15 protein-coding genes are annotated in these 18962 nt (G+C 72.5%); 7 read left to right on the top strand and 8 right to left on the bottom strand.

Annotation, left to right across the window (positions count from 1 at the left end):
• The 3 genes from ETD96_RS08655 to ETD96_RS08645 all read left to right on the top strand — a co-directional run.
• On the top strand, positions 1 to 790 hold a 790-nt coding region (locus tag ETD96_RS08655), incomplete at its 5' end, for an SAM-dependent methyltransferase (RefSeq protein ID WP_338072540.1).
• Between the two features lie 212 nt (positions 791 to 1002).
• A complete protein-coding gene (locus ETD96_RS08650; protein WP_138635773.1) occupies positions 1003 to 2064 on the top strand; it encodes an LLM class flavin-dependent oxidoreductase in 1062 nt (353 codons plus the stop codon).
• Entirely contained in the window at positions 2061 to 2675 is a 615-nt protein-coding gene (locus ETD96_RS08645) for an NAD(P)H-dependent oxidoreductase (RefSeq protein WP_138635772.1), read from the top strand. Before ETD96_RS08650 ends, ETD96_RS08645 begins: the two co-directional genes overlap by 4 nt.
• Before the next feature lie 13 nt (positions 2676 to 2688).
• Here ETD96_RS08645 and ETD96_RS08640 read toward each other — a convergent pair whose 3' ends face one another.
• From ETD96_RS08640 to ETD96_RS08605, 8 genes are all read right to left on the bottom strand, one after another.
• Positions 2689 to 3900 carry a sulfurtransferase TusA family protein gene (locus tag ETD96_RS08640; RefSeq protein WP_138635771.1) on the bottom strand — a complete coding sequence of 404 codons (1212 nt, stop codon included), beginning with the start codon at positions 3898 to 3900 and terminating at the stop codon, positions 2689 to 2691.
• Positions 3897 to 4739 (bottom strand): phosphate/phosphite/phosphonate ABC transporter substrate-binding protein, encoded by an 843-nt coding sequence (locus ETD96_RS08635; RefSeq protein ID WP_138635770.1) that lies wholly within the window; start codon positions 4737 to 4739, stop codon positions 3897 to 3899. Before ETD96_RS08635 ends, ETD96_RS08640 begins: the two co-directional genes overlap by 4 nt.
• 27 nt (positions 4740 to 4766) lie before the next feature.
• On the bottom strand, positions 4767 to 5891 hold the full coding sequence (locus ETD96_RS08630) for an acyl-CoA dehydrogenase family protein (RefSeq protein WP_138635769.1): 1125 nt from the start codon (positions 5889 to 5891) through the stop codon (positions 4767 to 4769).
• A 161-nt stretch (positions 5892 to 6052) separates the two neighbouring features.
• Complete coding sequence (senB, locus tag ETD96_RS08625; protein ID WP_138635768.1) at positions 6053 to 7030, bottom strand: selenoneine biosynthesis selenosugar synthase SenB; 978 nt, start codon at positions 7028 to 7030, stop codon at positions 6053 to 6055.
• Positions 7027 to 8319 carry a selenoneine synthase SenA gene (senA, locus tag ETD96_RS08620; RefSeq protein WP_171068927.1) on the bottom strand — a complete coding sequence of 431 codons (1293 nt, stop codon included), beginning with the start codon at positions 8317 to 8319 and terminating at the stop codon, positions 7027 to 7029. The genes senB and senA overlap by 4 nt, the downstream gene beginning before the upstream one ends.
• Before the next feature lie 229 nt (positions 8320 to 8548).
• A complete protein-coding gene (locus tag ETD96_RS08615; protein WP_138635767.1) occupies positions 8549 to 9397 on the bottom strand; it encodes a M23 family metallopeptidase in 849 nt (282 codons plus the stop codon).
• Positions 9398 to 9417: 20 nt separating this feature from the next.
• Positions 9418 to 9924, bottom strand: coding sequence for an ArsR/SmtB family transcription factor (locus tag ETD96_RS08610; protein ID WP_138635766.1), 507 nt, complete (start codon positions 9922 to 9924; stop codon positions 9418 to 9420).
• Positions 9925 to 9942: 18 nt separating this feature from the next.
• A complete protein-coding gene (locus ETD96_RS08605; RefSeq protein WP_138635765.1) occupies positions 9943 to 10947 on the bottom strand; it encodes a patatin-like phospholipase family protein in 1005 nt (334 codons plus the stop codon).
• Positions 10948 to 11274: 327 nt separating this feature from the next.
• Here ETD96_RS08605 and ETD96_RS08600 point away from each other — a divergent pair, with 327 nt between their 5' ends.
• From ETD96_RS08600 to ETD96_RS08585, 4 genes are all read left to right on the top strand, one after another.
• Positions 11275 to 14472, top strand: coding sequence for a glycosyl hydrolase 115 family protein (locus ETD96_RS08600; RefSeq protein ID WP_138635764.1), 3198 nt, complete (start codon positions 11275 to 11277; stop codon positions 14470 to 14472).
• On the top strand, positions 14469 to 15839 hold the full coding sequence (locus tag ETD96_RS08595; protein WP_138635763.1) for a glycoside hydrolase family 10 protein: 1371 nt from the start codon (positions 14469 to 14471) through the stop codon (positions 15837 to 15839). Before ETD96_RS08600 ends, ETD96_RS08595 begins: the two co-directional genes overlap by 4 nt.
• 165 nt (positions 15840 to 16004) lie before the next feature.
• The gene (locus ETD96_RS08590; RefSeq protein ID WP_420884740.1) at positions 16005 to 17783 is read left to right on the top strand and encodes a glycoside hydrolase family 15 protein; all 1779 of its coding nucleotides are present in this window, start codon (positions 16005 to 16007) and stop codon (positions 17781 to 17783) included.
• A 28-nt stretch (positions 17784 to 17811) separates the two neighbouring features.
• Positions 17812 to 18864, top strand: a complete 1053-nt coding sequence (locus tag ETD96_RS08585) for a glucose 1-dehydrogenase (protein ID WP_138635761.1) — start codon at positions 17812 to 17814, stop codon at positions 18862 to 18864.
• Positions 18865 to 18962 lie beyond the last annotated feature (98 nt).

The following is an 18962-nucleotide window of genomic DNA, read 5'->3' as shown; positions in this document are numbered from 1 at the left end:
TCTGCGCATCGATCCCAGTACGGCATCGCCCGCCCGGATCTACGACTACTACCTCGGCGGCAAGGACAACTACGAGGTCGACCGGGCGGCGGCCGAGGCGATCATGAAGACCGTGCCGGAGGCGCCGGCCGCGGCCCGCGCCAACCGGGCGTTCCTGGCGAGGGCGGTCCGGTACCTGGCGGCGCAGGCCGGGATCCGGCAGTTCGTCGACGTCGGTGCGGGGCTGCCCACGCAGGGCAACGTGCACGAGATCGTCCACGATGTGTCGCCGGACGGGCACGTGGTCTACGTCGACAACGACCCGACGGTGCTCGTCCACGGCAGGGCCCTGCTGGAGGGCAGCCCCAACGTCGCGGTCATCCGCGGCGACCTGCGCCGCCCGGAGGAGATCATGGCCGACCCCCGGCTGGCCGAGCTGATCGACTTCACCGAGCCCGTGGGCCTGCTGCTGGTGGCGGTCCTGCACTTCATCCCGGACGGCGACGACCCGGCGGCGCTCGTCGCGCGCCTGGTCGAGCCGCTGCCGTCCGGCAGCCACGTGGTGGTCTCCCACGGTTACGAGGGAGGCATGGACCCCTCCGACGTCGAGCACGCCCTCGGCGTCCGGCGCCGGACGGCCGCGCCGATCTGCTCGCGCGGCCCCGAGCAGGTGGCCGCGCTCCTGACCGGGCTCGACATCCTGGACCCCGGCATCGTCTGGATCCCCGAATGGGGCCTGCCGCACCCGCCCGCGCCCACCGACGACCCGCAGCTCAGCCACTTCGTCGGCGGCGTCGCCCGCAAGCCCTGACGGTCAGGCGGCGCGGCGCTCCACCGTCGTCGGCAGGACGGTGAAGCCGCGCACGTCCCACGGGCGGCTCCTCACTCCCCCATGAGCCCAGCACATCCGGGTGGTCGTCGCGGTGACCGCTTGCGGCCAGCGTACGGCCGGGAATATCTGCCTGCGCAGATAACTTTCTACCGGACGCGCCGGGGACGCCCCGGCGGAGAGGAGACCGGACGATGGCTTTCGAGATCGGGATCATGACCTTCGGCGAGGTGACGGAGGACCCCGTCACCGGCGCCCCGCCGTCGCCGCGCGAGCGGGTGCGGGAGACGATCGAGCAGGCGAGGGTCGCCGACGAGGTCGGCCTGGACGTGTTCGGCGTCGGCGAGCACCACCGCTCCGACTTCGTCGGCTCGGCCCCGGCGATCCTGCTGGCGGCCGCCGCCGAGGCGACCGAGCGCATCCGGCTGACCAGCTCGGTCACCGTGCTCGGCTCGGAGGACCCGGTGCGCGTCTGGGAGCAGTTCGCGACGATCGACCTGCTCTCGGCCGGCCGCGCCGAGATCATCGCGGGCCGCGGCTCCTACACCGAGTCGTTCCCGCTGTTCGGCTACGACCTGCGCGACTACGGCGAGCTGTTCCGCGAGAAGCTCGACCTGCTGCTCCAGATCCGCGAGCGGAACCCGCTCACCTGGTCGGGGCGCTTCCGCGCCGCGCTGACCGACGCCGACATCGCGCCGCGCGCGGACGGCGGGACGCTCCCGATCTGGGTGGGCGTCGGCGGCTCGCCGGCGTCCGCGATCAGCACCGGGCGGCTCGGCCTGCCGATGGCGCTGGCCCTGCTGCTCGGGCCGATGACCTTCCACGAGCAGACCGTCGAGCTGTACCGCGCGTCCGCCGCCGAGGCGGGGCACGACGCCGCCGCGCTCCCGGTCAGCATCAACGTCCACGGCTACGTCGGACGGACGAGCCAGGAGGCCAGGGACACCATGTACCCCTACTTCGCCAAGGGGATGATGGACAACAACCACCAGCGGGGCCAGGGCATGCTGCTTCCGCGAGTGGCGTTCGATGCGCAGTCGTCGCCGCGCGCCGGCCTGCTGGTCGGCAGCCCGCAGGAGGTCATCGACAAGCTGCTCGGCTACCACGAGCTGTACGGCCTGAACCGCGCCATCATCCAGATGGGCTTCGGCGGGATGCCGCAGAGGGAGCACCTGGCGGCGATCGAGCGGCTCGGCACCGAGGTCGCGCCCGTCGTGCGGCGCGAGGTCGCCGCCAAGCGGAAGGAGGCGGCATGACCACCCCGACCATCGACGCGCGGCCGGACGCACCGGCGGCGGGAGGCACCGCGCTGCGGGTCGTCGTCGTCAACGGGAGCCCGAGCCGGTCATCGAAGACGCTGGGCCTCGTCGACGCCGTCCTCGGCACGCTGAAAGGGATGCTTCCCGTCGAGACGTCCCGGATCGACGTGTACCGCCTGGGTCCCGGGTTCACCGGGGCCGTCGAGCGGGACGACGTGACGCCCGAGGTCGAGGCCGCGCTCAAGCTCGCCGAGGACGCCGACTTCCTCATCACGGCGGTGCCGGTGTACCGGGGCTCCTACCCCGGCATGTTCAAGCACTTCTTCGACCTCGTCGACCAGTACGCGCTCGCCAACAAGCCCGTCCTGCTGGCGGCGACGGGCGGGGGCGACCACCACGCGCTCGTCCTGGACCATGCGCTCCGGCCGCTGTTCGCGTTCTTCCAGGCGCTGACGGTGCCGGTCGCGGTGTTCGCGTCCGCCGGTGACTTCGACGGGACCACGCTGCTCAACCCCCGCGTCTACGGCCGCATCGAGACGGGCCTCGCCGACGTCGCGGACCTGCTCCGATCCCGCGCGACCGGCGCGCGAGCCGCCCCGGCCGGCTGATCCCCCAGCGGGGTCACATGAAGTTGCGGGTGTGCAGGGCCGACAGGTCGGCGGCCTCGTCGGCGGGGAAGCCGAGGCGGACGAGGCGGTGCCGCCGCCCCTCGTCCATCTCGGTCTTCAGCTTCTGGACCTCGTCGTGGCCCCGGCCGACGTCCTCCGGCGCCCAGCCCCCGGCGGCGAGCAGGACCAGGGAGTCGAAGACGTCCTGGTTCAGCCCGGACGTCTCGACGAGGGCGTCGTGGCGGCGCTCGACGGCCGTCCGGAGCCTCGACCGGAGGGACGGGTCCAGCTCGGACTGGTGGTGCAGGTGCGCCACCCCGAAGGCGACGTGCCGGGCCTCGTCCTGCCGGGCCAGCCGCGTGACCTGGCGGGTGACCGGGTCGGGGGCGTGCCGGTCGAGGAACGTCAGCAGGTTGAGGAAGCTGCCCTCGCCCAGCACCGAGAGGAGGAACGACGCCAGGGAGAAGTCGGGCTCGGTGAGCAGGGTCGCGAGCGACTCGCGCCCGCTCGCCGACGAGGTGCCCATCTCGCCGCCGCGCAGCAGCGCGCGCCGGGTGAACACCTCCATGTGCCGGGCCTCGTCGGCGGCCTGCACCGCGAGGAGCTGGAGGACCTCGCGGAAGTGCGGGTGGATGCGGCCGAGCAGCCGCGCCGGGACGACCAGCGCCGCCTGCTCGTTCTCCACCAGGAACGTCATGACCTGGACGACCGCGCGCTCGATGTCGGCGGGCAGCTCGAAGGCGGCGCCCCAGTCGACGGCCTCCTCCGGGTCCCACTGGGACGACGCGGCGTGCGCGTAGAGGGACGGCGCCACGTCCGCCCAGACCAGGTCGCGGTCGGCCAGGTCGAAGCCGGGTTCGGGGCCGCCCGGCTCCACCAGGGCGCCGCGCGCCGCGAGGCCCCAGTGGGCCTTCGGCTCCTTCCGCACGCCGCCGGGGCGCGGGTCGCCGGCCCGCTCGGCGCCCGCCCAGCGGTCCAGGTCCGTCCGGCCGCGGACGACGTAGGCCCGGACGGGGTCGTCGCGGTCGCCGGGCCGGCGGACGCGGTGGCCCTGCGACCGGCACCAGCTCTCCAGGTGGACGGTCAGCGCCGGGTCGTGCCCGGTGACGGCGAGTTCCGCGCCCGGCGGCAGGTCGCGCAGGGCGCGCTGCACGAGCAGGTGCGCGCCCCGTTCGAAGCCGAGCCCGTCGAGCCGGACGACGGGCGCCCCGGCGTGCGGGTTCACGGCCGGTAGCCGGCGGCCGTGACCGCGCCTTCGGCGTCGTAGAAGCCGGCCTCGTCGACCGCCCGTTCGAGCGGCGGGTAGCCGGTCGTCCGGCCCGGCCGCCAGGCGGTCAGGCCCTCCAGGTCGAACAGGGGCCGGACCTTGGGGTCGGCGTACGACATCGAGAGCAGCAGCTCGCCGAACCGGTCGGCCTCCGGGCCGTCGCCGACCGTGAGGTTGCAGTGGTCGAACGGCGGCGTCTGCGCGATGACGCGGGTGCCGCCGGGCGGCAGCGTGCCCTCCCGTCCGAACAGCAGGTGGTTGCCGTCGATCATGCAGGCCGCCGCGACACGCCCGGCCATCAGCGCGCGGGCGGCGTCGCGCTCGCCGCCGATGTGGTCGCCGTGCAGCCCCACGCCGACGTCGAACCGGGTGACGGCCACGTCGTCGCCCGGCCGGACGCCGGACGCGCGCAGGAACGACAGCGGGATGAGGGTCGCCTGCGGCGAGTCGACCGCGCCGACCGCGATGGTCTCGCCCTTGAGGTCGGCCACGTCCTTGTAGGACGAGTCGCCGCGGACCACGACGACCGAGGTGAGGTCCTGGTCGGTGTCGCGCATGACCAGGGGCCGCAGGCGGCGGCCGCGCGCGGCGGCCGTCCGGTCGGCGCGGACCCAGGCGAGCGGCGAGTTCCACGCGCCGTCGATGCGCCCGGCGACGAGGTCCTCCACCTGCCGCTCGTAGTTGGAGTAGAGGACGAAGTCGAAGTCGAAGTCCTGGTCCCTCAACCAGGAGCGGAAACCGCCCCAGATGGTGACCACCTTGGGGTCGTAGGCGACGGCGCCCAGTACGAACGTCATCAGTTCCCTCCTCAGCGCGGTCTCGGCTCAGAGCAGGGCCATGCCGAGCCCTATCCGGCCGACGAAATCGTGGAGCGCCTCGGTGGTGGGCGCCATGACGCGGGCGGCCAGCGAATCGCGGAAGAGGCGCTCGACGCCGAAGTCCTTGCGGAACGCCGACCCGCCGCACAGCCGCATGACGCCGTCGGCGACGTCCGACGCGGCCTCCGCCGCCACCGCCTTCACCTGCAGCACGCGGAGCGTCGCGTCCTCGCGTCCCGTCTCGATGGCGGTGAGGGTGTCGTCGAGGAAGGCGCGGACCTGGTCGGCGCGGGTGCGCAGGCTCGCGTACCGGGCCCGGTGCATCGGCTGCTCGGCGAGCGTCTGGCCGAGGTGGTCGAGGCGGGTGCGGCCGAGGTGGTCGGCGGCCCGCGCGACGAGCGCGTCCATGAGGCCGAGCGAGAAGGCGGCGTTGAGCACCAGGAAGAACGGCAGTCCGGTCTGGAGCGCGATGTCGAGCCCGGCGCCGTCCGCGCCGAGCATGGCCTCGCGCGGGACGGGCACCGACTCGGCCGTCACCGGGTTGGAGCCGTTGCCGCGCAGCCCGAGCCCGTCGAACGGGCCGGAGACCGTGACGCCCGGCGCGCCGGCGGGCACCAGCCACAGGGTCATCGGGCCGTCCGCCTCCAGCGGGCGGCTCGACCAGACGTAGACGTCGGCCTCGCCGGACGAGGTCACCCAGCTCTTCCGCGCGTCCAGCCGGACCATGCCGTCGCCGTCCGCACTGGCCGAGCTCATCGGCGCCCAGAAGTGGCTGCGGGACCCGGCCTCGGAGAAGGCGAGCGTGCAGAGGCGCTCGTCGCGGGCGATGGCGCGGCGCGCCTCCGCGGGCCCGTGCGCCTCGATGATCGCCGTCGCGGCGTAGTGCATGAGCAGGACCATCGCGGTCGAGCCGCAGGTGCCGCCGAGCCGTTCGATCACGTGCGCCGCGGCGCGCAGCCCGGCGCCCCGGCCGCCCGTCTCGGCCGCGCTGACGAGCCCGAGGAGGCCGGCCTTGGCCAGCGCGTCCACGTTCGCGCGCGGGAACGTCCCGGTGCGGTCGACGTCGGCGGCCTGCGGGGCGATGGTGGCGTCGATGACTCCGCTCACGGCGCTCGCGTGGTCGTACGGCATCGAACCCGTCCTCTCTCTCGCGGCATTTCGCGTCGGTCACCGGCAGGCCGTCGAGCTCCCCGCCCCATGTCCGCCGAAAGTGTTACACGGCACCTTCCTGCCAAGGAGGTGACATTTTTAGTCCGGTGAATAGCGGCATATCTCGCTGGACCTCCTTATTGTCATTTGGTGAGCTGGTCAGGTCGGACGCCGAGTTCGGCGAGCAGCGCGGCGAACGCCCGCCGCTCCCTTGCCGGATCGACCAGCGGACGCAGCGCGGCGCAGTGCTCGCGGAGCCGGTCGTAGTAGCCGCCGAGGTTCCTCTCCGCCGCGTACAGGGCCGCCGCCAGCGCCTGCGCGTCCCCGGCCGGGAAGTAGCCGGGGTAGTCCTCGCCGAGCAGCCCGATCGAGCCGGGCACGGCCGAGGCGATGACCGGCACTCCCGCCGCGATCGCTTCGGACACCACGTTCGCGCCGCCCTCGTGCAGGGACGGCAGGACGAGCAGCCGCGCGCGCGCCAGGATCGCGAGGGCCTCGTCCCGGGGCACCGGCCCGAGCCAGTCGTAGCGGGGGTTGGCCGCGGACTCGGCGGCGAGGCGCTCGGCGAGCCGCCGGTCCCGGGCCTCACCGGCGTGCGTGACGAGGACGCGGGAGTCCGCCGGGAGCAGCCGCATCGCGGCGGCGGGACGCAGCGGGTCCTTCACCGGCCGGACGTGCGCCAGGAACGCCGCCTCGAAGCAGCCGGCGCGCGGCGGCCGGGGCGGGATCTCCGGGACGGACTGCACGATCACCCGGGCGCGTGCGGCGAGGTCCGGGCCGAGCCGATCGGGGCCGAGCCGCTGCAGGACGATCAGCCGCGCGGCCAGCGCGAGCACCTCGGGGTCCGTCCCGGCGGCGCGCGGATCGGGGTAGAGGTCCGTCCCGGTCAGCGCGATGATGATCGGGACGCCGGGGTGGTCGGCGTGGAACGCCCGGACGGCGGCGGCGCTCTTGCGGGCGTGCAGCGCGAAGAGGGCGGCGTACTCCCCGGCCGGCGAACCGTAGTCGGCGCGGGCCTCCACCCGGTGGCCGAGCCCGCGCAGGATCGCGGCCCAGCGCGCGGCCGACACGCCGTTGCCGGACGTGCTGCCCGGCGCGTGCGGCGTGACGAGCAGGATCACCCGGCGGCCGCGCAGGTGCGGAAGCCGCCGAGCACGTCCCGGCGGTCCGGCGGGAAGTAGTTCCGCATGGTGGTGCGCACGTACCGGCCGCGCGTGGCCCAGGAGCCGCCGCGCAGCACCTTGCGGCTGCCGAAGAACTGCTCGGAGTTCTCGAAGTAGGCGTCCCGCTCGAAGTTCGGGTAGCCGGTGAAGTCGCTCGCCGTCCACTCCCAAACGTTGCCGATCATGTGCCGGCACCCGGACGGGCTGTCCCCCGCCGCGCAGGACGCGACCTCGGCCGGGCCGAGCCCGCGCCAGTCCGTCGCGGCGGTCTCGGCGTCCGGCTCGCCGTCGCCCCACGGGTAGGCGCCGGTGCGCGAGCCGCCGGTGGCGGCGTACTCCCACTCCGCCTCGGTCGGCAGCCGCCGCCCCGCCCAGCGGCAGTAGGCGTCCGCCTCCCACCAGCAGACATGGGTGACGGGCAGGTGCGGCTCCAGGTCGAGCCAGGTGTCGAAGTGGCGGCGCCGCCAGCCCTCGGCGGCCGAGCCGCGCCAGTAGAGCGGGTGGGTCGCGCCGGTGGAGTCGAGCCAGGCGCCGCCGTCCGACCACCACCGGGCGTCGGCGTATCCGCCCGCTTCCACGAACTCGGCGAACTCCGCCTGTGTGACCGGCGCGCGCGCCATCGCGAACGGCGCCACCTCGACGCGGTGCGCCCACTTCTCGTTGTCGTACACGAACGGGTCGGACTGGAGGGCGCCCAGGATGAACGTCCCGCCGTCCACCTCGGCGTCGCCCGGCAGCGGACCGCCCGCGCCTTCCGGCGCCGGCGCGTCGGTGAGGCCGGGCAGGTGCGGCGCGGAGTACCCGAGGCCCTGCCGCGTGTACGTGAACGCCTCGGTGTGGGTGTCGTAGTGGTGGACGGTGTAGCGGGCGAAGTGCCGCACCACGTCGGTCGCGTCCGCGCGCATGACCTCCTCGGCCACCCGTCCGGCGACGGTGCGCATGTAGGACGCGGTCTCCTTGCGGGACGGCAGGACGAGCCGCCACCGGGTGTCGTGCGGGATCGCGCCGGAGTCGTAGAGGGCGTCCCCGAACGGCAGGATCGGGTCGTGCCCGCACGCGTCGCGGAGGACGAACTTCTCCTGGAACCAGGCGAGGTGGCCGATCTCCCAGAGCAGCGGGTTCACGGTCGGGAGCAGCGGCCCGATCAGCTGCTCGTCGTCGAGGTCCGCGACCAGCTGGAGGGCCCGTTCGCAGCCGTCGGCGACCCAGCCGGCCAGTTCCGCCTCGTCCGGGGGATGTGGCCGCACGCCGTTCTCCCATCGTGGAGGGATCGAGCCGAGAGCGATGTCCGGAATTCCAGTGAACTGAGGAGGATTATCCGGCGGGCCTATAGCGCCGTCAACAGCCGTTCACCCGCTGTGGACGGCCACGGAATGAGCTGATCGCCACAGGTCAGATAATTCTCACTACTGCGCTATTTGCAAGCTTTATTGGTGAGGGCCGAGCCGCGGACGGCCGCCTCCCTGCGCCCCCGGCTCAGCGGGCGGGCTCGGGGTCCCGCGCGGGAACGGTGAACGGCGCCCGGCCGCCGGGCACACCGGTCACCGTCCGGCCGCCGCCGCTCTCGTAGCGGAACGCGAACGGGATGCCGGCGGCGGCGAGGGGCCTCGGACGGTCCATCAGATGGAAGTGCAGGTGCGGCTCGGACGAGTTGCCGGAGTTGCCCACCTCGCCGAGGACGTCGCCCGCCCGGACCCGGTCGCCCTTGGAGACGCGCACGGACCCGCGCCGCAGGTGCGCGAACACCGCGTACACCCCGTCGCCGAGATCGAGGGTGACGGAGTTGCCGATGACGAACCGTCCGGCCGACAGGGTCAGCAGGGAGAGCACCTGCCGGAACACCACGCCCTCGACCATCAGGTAGACGAAGCCGGGCCAGGAGTTGCGGCTCCAGTGGTCGCGCTGCCGGCCGCCCGCCTGGACGACGACGCCGTCCGCCGGCGCGCGGACGTCCTGCCCGAACGCCGGGAACGTCTCCGGACGGGACGCGAGCGGCCGGTTCCGGAGCGGGCGCCATGGCTCCGCCGGGTCCGGGACGTGCACGAGGTCGATCGCGTACGTCTGGCCCAGCTCGTGCGTCCCGTGGCTCGGCACCTTGTCGGCCGGGCTGTTGACCGGCACCCAGCGGCCCCGGACCGGGGCGTCCACGACGACCGGCTCCCGGCCGGCGCGCCCGCCGGGCACGAAGACCAGCACGATCCCGGCCCCGATCAGGACGTACCCCGCGACGGCGAGCCGGTCGTCGCCGTGCAGGGACTCGGTGAAGGTGAGCAGCAGCCCGAGCAGGACCATCAGGGTGCGGAAGCGGGCGATCGTCCTGAGCATTGTCTTCTCCGTTCGGTCGGTCAGCGGCGCGCCGCGGCGAGCACGGCGAGCAGCGGCACCACCCGCTCGCCGGGGACGCTGTACTGCCCGCGCGCGGTGGTGCGCAGCCAGCCGGCCGCGACCAGCCGGCGCAGGTGGTGGTAGAGCTGGCCGGTCGTGCCGAGGCCCTCGTGGGCGGCGAGCTCGGCGGTGGTGCGGGCGCCGTGCAGGACCTCGCGGACCAGCAGCAGCCGCACCGGGTGCGCCAGCGCGCCCAGCGTGTCGGCGGCCTGCGCCCAGTCGTCGGCGAGCAGGTCGCCCGCCGGGTGTCCCTGCTGCCACTCGTAGTGCTCGCCGGACGGCAGCGTCACCGAGCCGGTGAACAGCACGGCGCCGGGGTCGGCGGCGCGCTCCTTCAGGCCGCGCAGCGCCCAGAAGGCGTCGTCGGCGTCCGGCGGTTCGGCGGCCTCCGGAGGACGGCCCTCCATGCGGGACACGCGCTCCTCCAGGCGGGCGACGCGGTCCGCCAGGCTCTCCTCCTCGGCCATGCCTCCAATACTACGTAATTACGTAACTTCCACAAATCCGCTGGACGACGCCGGGCGGGGGCGGTGCCGCGCCAGGTAGCCGGCGTGGTCCCAGTGGTCGAGGAAGCGGGCGGCGGCGTCCCGGCCGGCGGCGTACAGCTCCTCGCGGGCCCGCGCGTCCAGATCGAAGTCGGTCGCGAGGACGCCGTCGGTGCGGGCGAACATCGTGCGCGCGACGATGGCCGGCTCGTCCATCTGCACGCGGTCGTGCGCCTCCGCCATCGTCGAGATCAGCGCCCGCCCGTAGCCGACGGGGCCGCGGACGCGGTGCCACTGCCGGTACAGGCCGCCGGACGAGCGCGGCGCCGACAGCTTCACGCCGAACGTGGGCCAGCGGGGCTCGCGGTCGTCCCGGTCGAAGATGGTGATCGGGTAGTTGGAAAGCATGCCGCCGTCCACCTGCACGCTCCTGCGGCCGTCCGCGCGGCGGACGCGGCACGGCCGGAAGAACACCGGGATGGACGCCGAGGCGCGCACGGCGTCGGCCACCGGCTGCTCGTCGGCGTCGAGGCCGTAGCGGTCGTAGTCCCACGGCAGCCGCACCATCCGGCCGCTGCTGACGTCCGACACCACGACGACCAGCTTGTAGGCGCGCTCGGGCGGCAGCGCCGAGCCGGGGTCGTGCAGCTTGAGCTGCCCGAACGTCTCCACGCCGCACTCGCGCAGCCGGGCGGCGATCCAGCTGTGCAGCGCGTCGCCCCGGTGCAGGCCGAGGGACGCGAGCAGCGACACGCCCCGGACGACGGCGAACCGCGAGCCGTCCTGGAAGGACCGGTAGTCGACCTCGCGCATGACCCGGACCATGTCCGGGACGGGCATCCCCGCGGCCAGCAGCGACCCGACGATCGCGCCGGCGGACGTCCCGGCGACGCGGGCGGGCGCGCCGAACCGGTAGCCCCGGTCCTGCATCTCCGCGATCGCGCCGACCAGCGCGATCCCCTTCACTCCACCGCCCTCGAGAACGAGGTCCGCGCAGCCGTTCATGGCGACTCTCCCTCCGCCGCGAAGAACGCGGCGACATGCGGCAGGGAACGAGAAGACCCCCCGATCCGGGTTCCACTTGCCCGACTCCTTAGTGATGCCCGCGGCGGACGCGCGGCAAGCCCGCCGCGACACGCGCCGAGACGGTCGGCGCCCGGTCCGAAAGATTTCGAAGGAACGATCACGGAAAGTCGTCGGCGTGCGGGCCCGCTGACCTTTGAAAGCCTGTGCAAGTGGTTGACGCTAGGTGCGCTTGGGGTTATTTTCCTGACTGATCTCGAAAAGCCAGCGAAAAGTTTCGAGAGCGCTCCCCCACTGAGGAGACCGCCGATGGGCAGATCCCCGCGGACGTGGAAAGTCCTCCTGACCCTGCTCCCCACCGTCGTCGCCTTCACCGCCGTGTCCGCGGCGGGGCGGCCCGCCGGTGCCGCCCCGGCGGGCCACGGCCGGACCGGCCCGGCCGATCCGGCGTCCTACATCTCCTTCCGCGACGGGCGCGGGCACTTCCCGCTCGTCGAGCGCGGCAGGGCCGCCCCGCTGCTGGTCAGCGGCGCCGACTTCCCCGGCGTGGTGCGGGTCGTCGGCGACCTGCAGTCCGACGTCGAGCGGGTGACCGGCGTGAAGCCGGAGGTCACGACGGTCACCGGCGGGGCGCCGTCCGGCCGGGACGTCGTCATCGTCGGCACGATCGGCAGGAGCCCGCTCATCGACGGCCTCGTCTCGTCCGGCAAGCTCGACGTGCGGGGCATCGCGGGCAAGTGGGAGACCTCGCTCGAACAGGTGGTGGAGAACCCGCTGCCGGGCGTCCGCCGCGCCTTCGTGATCGCCGGCAGCGACCAGCGCGGGACGATCTACGGCGCCTACGACGTGTCGCGGAGCATCGGCGTCTCGCCCTGGTACTTCTGGAACGACGTCCCGTCCGAGCACCGCCGCGCGCTGTACGTGAAGCCGGGCCGGCACTCGCAGGGCACGCCCGCGGTGAAGTACCGGGGCTTCTTCATCAACGACGAGAACCCGGCGCTGAACCGGTGGGCGCCGAAGTTCTTCGGGCCGGGCAAGGCGCCCGGCTTCCCCAACGGCTTCAACCACGCGTTCTACGCCAAGATCTTCGAGACCATGCTGCGGCTGAAGGCCAACTACCTGTGGCCGGCGGTGTGGGGGCGGGCGTTCGCCGAGGACGACCCGCTGAACCACGCGACCGCGAAGCAGTACGGCGTGGTGATGGGCACCTCCCACGAGGCGCCGATGATGCGCGGCATCGAGGAGTGGAACCGGCACGCCGTCCCGGCGCAGCGCGACCCTGACGGCACCATCGTCAAGCCGGGCCACGACCCGTACGGGGGCACCGGCGAGTGGAGCTACCGCCGCAACGCCGCCGCCATCGAGAAGTACTGGAAAGACGGCGTCCAGCGGATGGTCGACGAGGACTTCGAGGGCGTCGTCACCCTCGGCATGCGCGGGAACGGCGACGTCAGCCTGCCCGACGGGGACGGCATCGAGCTGATGCGCGGCATCATCGCCAAGGAGCGCGAGATCCTCGGTGACGTCACCGGGAAGGACCCGACAGCCACCCCGCAGGTGTGGACGCTTTACAAGGAGGTCCAGCGCTACTGGGACCGGGGCCTGCGCGTGCCCGACGACGTCACGGTGGTCTTCACCGACGACAACTGGGGCAACATGCGCAAGATGCCCGACCGGAGCCTGCCGGACCGCGCGGGCGGATACGGGCTCTACTACCACTTCGACTACGTCGGCGGCGGCCGCAACTACAAGTGGGTCGACACCGCGCAGCTCGGGAACACGTGGGAGCAGCTCCACCAGTCGTACCAGTACGGCATCCGCAATCTGTGGGTGGCGAACGTCGGCGACATGAAGGGCAACGAGCTGCCGCTCCAGTTCTTCCTCGACTACGCCTGGAACCCCGACAAGTGGCCGATGGAGAACCTCAAGGAATGGGAGCGGCAGTACGCCGCGCAGAACTTCGGCCCCGAGCACGCCGGCGAGATCGCCGAGGTCCTCGACACGTACGGAAACCTGCAAGCACTGCGGAAGCCGGAACTGCTCAACCGCCGCATCACCCTCGACCCGGACAAAGACCTGCCCACCGATTCCAGCGCGGTCGTCTACGACGACCAGCAGACGCCCTTCTACCTGAACCAGTACCGGGAGATGGCGACGCTCACCGCACGCTGGAAGCGGCTGGCGGCGCAGGCGGAACGGATACGCGAATGGCTGCCGAAGGAATACCAGGACGCCTACTACCAGCTCGTCCACTACCAGGTGAAGGCCACCGCGAACCTGTACGAGCTGCGCGAGGCGGAGTTCACCAACATCCTGTACGCGAAGCAGGGGCGGGCGGCCACCAACGACTACGCCGACCTCGCCGAGGCCCGCTTCGCCGACGACCAGGCGATGGCGAACCACTACAACACCGGGATCGCCGACGGGAAATGGGACGGCTTCCAGAGCCAGCCGCACATCGGCTACGGCGACGTCGAGCGGTACGGCCCGAACGCGCCCTGGCAGCAGCCCGAGCGCGACAACGTGGCACTGCCGGACGAGATCTTCCCGAAGCTGAAGCGCATCGAGGTCCCGGACGGCGCCGACATGGGCGTGGCCGTCGACGGCTCCGACGACTGGTGGCCGGCGGCGAAGTCCGCGGCCGTCCTGCCGGAGTTCAGCCCCTACCAGAGCGGCCCCGCGCAGTACATCGAGGTGTTCAACCGCGGGTCCGCCCCCTTCCCGTACAAGATCACACCCGCTGAGCCCTGGGTGCGGGTCACCCACGACCGGGGGCGGGTCGACAAGCAGGTCCGCGCCACCGTGTGGATCGACTGGTCGCGCGCACCGAAGGGGACCAGCCGCGTGCCCATCGAGGTCTCCGGGCCGGACGGGCGGAAGGTGACCGTCCAGGCCGTGGTCAAGAAGCCGTCGTCGTACCGCGCGCACGGGTTCGTCGAGGCCGGCGGCTACGTCTCGATGAACGCGGGCCATTACACCCGCGCGACCGACACGGCGGCGGCGCAGTGGAAGCGCGTCCCCGGAATCGGCCGTACGGACGCCGGAATGGAACCGTTCCCCGTCACCGCGCCCAGCCAGGAGCCCGGCAAGGGCCCGCGCCTCGAATACGACATGACGCTGACGACGACCGGCCCGGTGAAGGTCTGGGCCTACCTGTCGCCGCGCAACAGCGTCCTTTCCACCGAGGGCCTGAAATACGCCGTCTCGATCGACGACGAGCAACCGCAGATCGTGAACGTCACGACGCAGACCGGCGCCGACGACACCACCATGAACAAGCAGTGGGAGCGGAACACCTCCGACAACGTGAACCGCACGGTCACCACCCACACCATCACCGAATCGGGGACGCACACCCTGAAGTTCTGGATGGTCGACCCGACCGTCGTCCTGCAGAAGGTCGTGGTCGACACCGGAGGACTCAGGACCTCTTATCTCGGGCCCCCGGAAAGCCGTCGGGCCGGGTTTCGCTCAACCCCCGTCCTTCAAGGAGGAACGAAACCATGAGAAGAGCACTCAGCGCGGTGCTGGGAGCAGTGCCGCTGCTCCTCGCGATGCTGGTGGCCGTCGCGCTCCCCGCGTCGGCGGCCCCCGGCACGCTCGGGGAGGCGGCCGCGGCGAAGGGCCGCGTCTTCGGCACCGCCGCCGCCCAAGGCCACATGGGCGAGTCCGCCTACGTCACCACGCTCGACCGTGAGTTCAACCAGCTCACGCCCGAGAACGAGATGAAGTGGGAGACGACTGAGCCGTCCCGCGACTCGTTCAACTTCAGCGCGGCCGACCAGCTCGTCAGCCACGCGCAGGCGCAGGGCATGGCGATCCGCGGGCACACGCTCGTGTGGCACAGCCAGCTGCCGGGCTGGGTCAGCAACATCTCCAGCCGCGACGACCTGCTGAGCGTCATGCGGAACCACATCGCGAAGGAGGCCGGCCACTTCGCCGGGAAGGTCGACTACTGGGACGTCGTGAACGAAGCGTTCCAGGACGGTTCCGGCGCGCGCCGCGACTCGGTCTTCCAGCGGGTCATCGGCGACGGCTACATCGAGGAGGCGTTCCGGGCCGCACGGCAGGCCGACCCCAACGCCAAGCTCTGCTACAACGACTACAACATCGACGGCCAGAACGCGAAGAGCAATGCCGTCTACAACATGGTGCAGGACTTCAAGGCGCGTGGCGTTCCGATCGACTGCGTCGGGCTCCAGGCGCACCTGACGCTGGGCAACGTCCCGTCCGACATGCAGGCCAACATGCAGCGGTTCGCCGCCCTGGGCGTGGACGTCCACATCACCGAGCTGGACATCCGCATGAACACCCCGGCGGACAGCTCCAAGCTCGCCACCCAGGCGAACGACTACAAGAAGGTCGTCTCGGCCTGCCTCGCCGTGTCGCGGTGCAACGTCATCACCGTGTGGGGCATCACCGACAAGTACTCGTGGGTGCCCGACACGTTCCCCGGTGAGGGCGCGGCCCTGCTCTTCGACGACAACTACAACAAGAAGCCCGCCTACACCGCAGCCCTCGAAGCCCTCGGCGGCAGCGGGGACGACGGAGGCGGCGATGACGGAGGCGACGGCACCGTCACGTGCGCCTACACCCGCACCGCGCAGTGGAACAACGGCTTCAATGGCCAGGTCACCATCACCGCCGGCAGCAGCTCCGTCAGCTCCTGGACGGTCGTCATGACGATGAACTCCGGCCAGACCATCTCGGCCCTGTGGAACGGCACGCCGACGACGAGCGGCAACGTCGTGACCGTCAAGCCGGTGGCCTGGAACTCCACTCTGGCGGCGGGCACGTCCGCGTCGTTCGGCTTCACCGCCAGCGCGCCGAGCGGGAACGTCGCGAACCCGTCCATCACCTGCAGCGCTCCCTGATATCCCCCGCAACTCCCGGCACGGCGGCCGCTCCCATGCCGCCGTGCCGGCCCGTTTCCGGACAAGGGTCTTACCTGGGAACCTCTGCCGCTCCGGACATACATCCACTATCACGGGTAGGTCCGAGTAGGCGGTGAGGCGAAGGCAGGGGTGCGCGTTTTGGCACTGAGAATCGAGGACTACGGACTGCTGGGCGACACCCAGACGGCGGCTCTCGTCGGCAAGGACGGCTCGATCGACTGGCTGTGCCTGCCCCGGTTCGACTCCCCGGCCTGCTTCGCCGCCCTGCTGGGCGACGAGCGGGCCGGGTTCTGGCGGCTCGCGCCCGCGTCCGGCGGCCTGTGCACGCGGCGCCGCTACCGGGGCGACACGCTGATCCTGGAGAGCGAGTGGGACACCCCGGACGGCACCGTCCGGGTCATCGACTTCATGCCGCCGCGCGGCGAGGCCGCCGACATCGTCCGGATCGTGGAGGGCGTGAGCGGGCGGGTCCCGATGCGCACCGAACTGCGGCTGCGCTTCGACTACGGGCGGATCGTCCCGTGGGTGCGGCACCGCGAGGGCGAGCGCAACGCGATCGCGGGCCCGGACGCGGCCTGGCTGAACACGCCCGTCCGGATGGAGGGGCGCAACCTCGCGACCTACGCCGACTTCGCCGTGCCGGCGGGCGAGCGGGTGCCGTTCGTCCTGACGTACAAGCCGTCGCACCTGCCGCGCCCGAAGGCCGTCGAAGCCGAGCGGGCGCTCACCGACACGGAGCTGTTCTGGTCGGACTGGATGGGCGAGTACTCCTACGAGGGCCGCTGGGACGCGGCGGTCCGCCGGTCGCTGATCACGCTGAAGGCGCTCACCTACGCGCCGACCGGCGGCATCGTCGCCGCCGCGACCACGTCCCTGCCGGAGCAGCTCGGCGGGCCGCGCAACTGGGACTACCGGTTCTGCTGGCTGCGGGACGCGACGTTCACGCTGCAGGCGCTGCTCGGCACCGGGTTCGTCGCGGAGGCCAAGGCGTGGCGGGAGTGGCTGCTGCGCGCGGTCGCCGGCGACCCCGCCGACCTGCAGATCATGTACGGCATCGACGGGACGCGGCGGCTCCCCGAGTTCGAGCTGGACTGGCTGGCGGGCTACGAGGGGTCGTCGCCGGTCCGGGTCGGCAACGCCGCGTCCGACCAGTTCCAGCTCGACACCTGGGGCGAGGTGCTGGAGGGCCTGCACCTCGCCCGGACCACGCGCATCGAGACGGACCACAACGCCTGGGACATGCAGCTCGCCCTGATGGACTTCCTCGAAGGGCACTGGAGCGACCCCGACAACAGCCTGTGGGAGGTGCGCGGCGAGCGGCGCCACTTCGTCCACTCCAAGGTGCTCGCGTGGGCCGGCGTCGACCGCATGGTGCAGGGCGTCGAGCGGTACGGCATGGAAGGGCCGGTCGACAGGTGGCGGGCGCTGCGCGAGGAGATCCACGCCGACGTGTGCGCCAAGGGCTTCGACGCCGACCGGGGCACGTTCACCCAGTTCTACGGGTCGCGCGGGCTGGACGCGGCGCTGCTGCTGATCCCGCAGGTCGGTTTCCTGCCGTGGGACGACCCGCGGGTGATCGGCACGGTCGACGAGGTGATGCGCGAGCTGTACCGGGACGGGTTCGTCCTCCGCTACGACACGGCCGCCGACGGCGGCGGCGTGGACGGGCTGCCCGGCGACGAGGGCGCGTTCCTGGCGTGCACGTTCTGGCTGGCGGACACGCTGCACGGCATCGGCCGCACCGAGCAGGCGACGGAGCTGTTCGAGCGGCTGCTCGGCCTGCGCAACGACCTCGGGCTGCTGAGCGAGGAGTACGACACCCGCGCCGGGCGGCAGGTCGGCAACACCCCGCAGGCGTACTCGCACGTCGGGCTCGTCAACACGGCGCGGCGGCTGAGCGGCACCGAAAGGCGCCCGTCGTGACCCTGGAACTCGCGGAAGGAGAAGCGCCATGCGCGCCTTGACCGTCGTGCCGGAGAAGTCCGGCTCGCTGGCCGTCACCGACGTCCCCGACCCCGAGCCCGGGGAGGGCGACCTGCTGGTCGACGGGCTCGCGGTGGGGGTGTGCGGCACCGACCGGGAGATCGCCGCCGGGGACTACGGCGCGGCGCCGCCCGGCCGCGAGCGGCTGGTGCTCGGGCACGAGTCGCTCGGCCGGGTGCGGGAGGCCCCGTCCGGCGGCGGCTTCTCCCCCGGCGACCTGGTCGTCGGCGTGGTCCGGCGCCCCGACCCGGAACCGTGCGGGGCGTGCGCGCACGGCGAGTTCGACATGTGCCGCAACGGCCGGTACACCGAGCGCGGCATCAAGGAGCTCGACGGGTTCGCGAGCCGCGCGTGGCGGATCGAAGCCGACTACGCCGTCCGGCTGGACCCGCGGCTCGCCGAGGTCGGCGTGCTGATGGAGCCGACCACGATCGTCGCGAAGGCGTGGGACCAGATCGAGAAGGTCGGCGGGCGGGCCTGGTTCGAGCCGCGCCGGGTGCTGGTGACGGGCGCCGGGCCGATCGGGCTGCTCGCCGCGCTGCTGGGCGTGCAGCGCGGGCTGGACGTGCACGTCCTGGACCGGGTGGCGGACGGCCCGAAGCCGCGGCTCGTCGCCGACCTCGGCGCTACCTACCACCACGAGGGCCTGGCGGAGGCGGTGCGCGGCGGCCCGCCGGACGTGGTGATCGAGGCGACCGGGGTGTCCCAGCTGGTGCTCGGCGCGATGGCGAACAACGCCGCGTACGGGATCGTGTGCCTGACCGGGGTGTCGCCGTCCGGGCGGGCGCTGGAGGTCGACGCGGGCGCGCTCAACCGCGAGATCGTGCTGGAGAACGACGCGATCTTCGGGTCGGTGAACGCGAACCTGCGCCACTACGCGGCGGCGGCGCGGGCCCTCGCCGAGGCCGACCTCGGCTGGCTGGGCCGGCTGATCTCCCGGCGCGTCCCGCTGGAGGAGTACGAGGCGGCCTTCACCTCCCATCCCGACGATGTGAAGGTCGTCATCGACCTGGAAGAGTGATCGCCGGAAAAAACTGCGGGCAGAAAGGCGGTCAATTCCGTGCAAGGTCGGCGGCGCCCGTCCGGCAATGCGGGAAAAGCCGTGCGGGGGCGGCGGCC

Source organism: Actinomadura geliboluensis, from assembly GCF_005889745.1.
In the GTDB taxonomy this organism is placed as follows: domain Bacteria; phylum Actinomycetota; class Actinomycetes; order Streptosporangiales; family Streptosporangiaceae; genus Spirillospora; species Spirillospora geliboluensis.
This window is presented reverse-complemented; position numbering and strand designations above follow the sequence as displayed.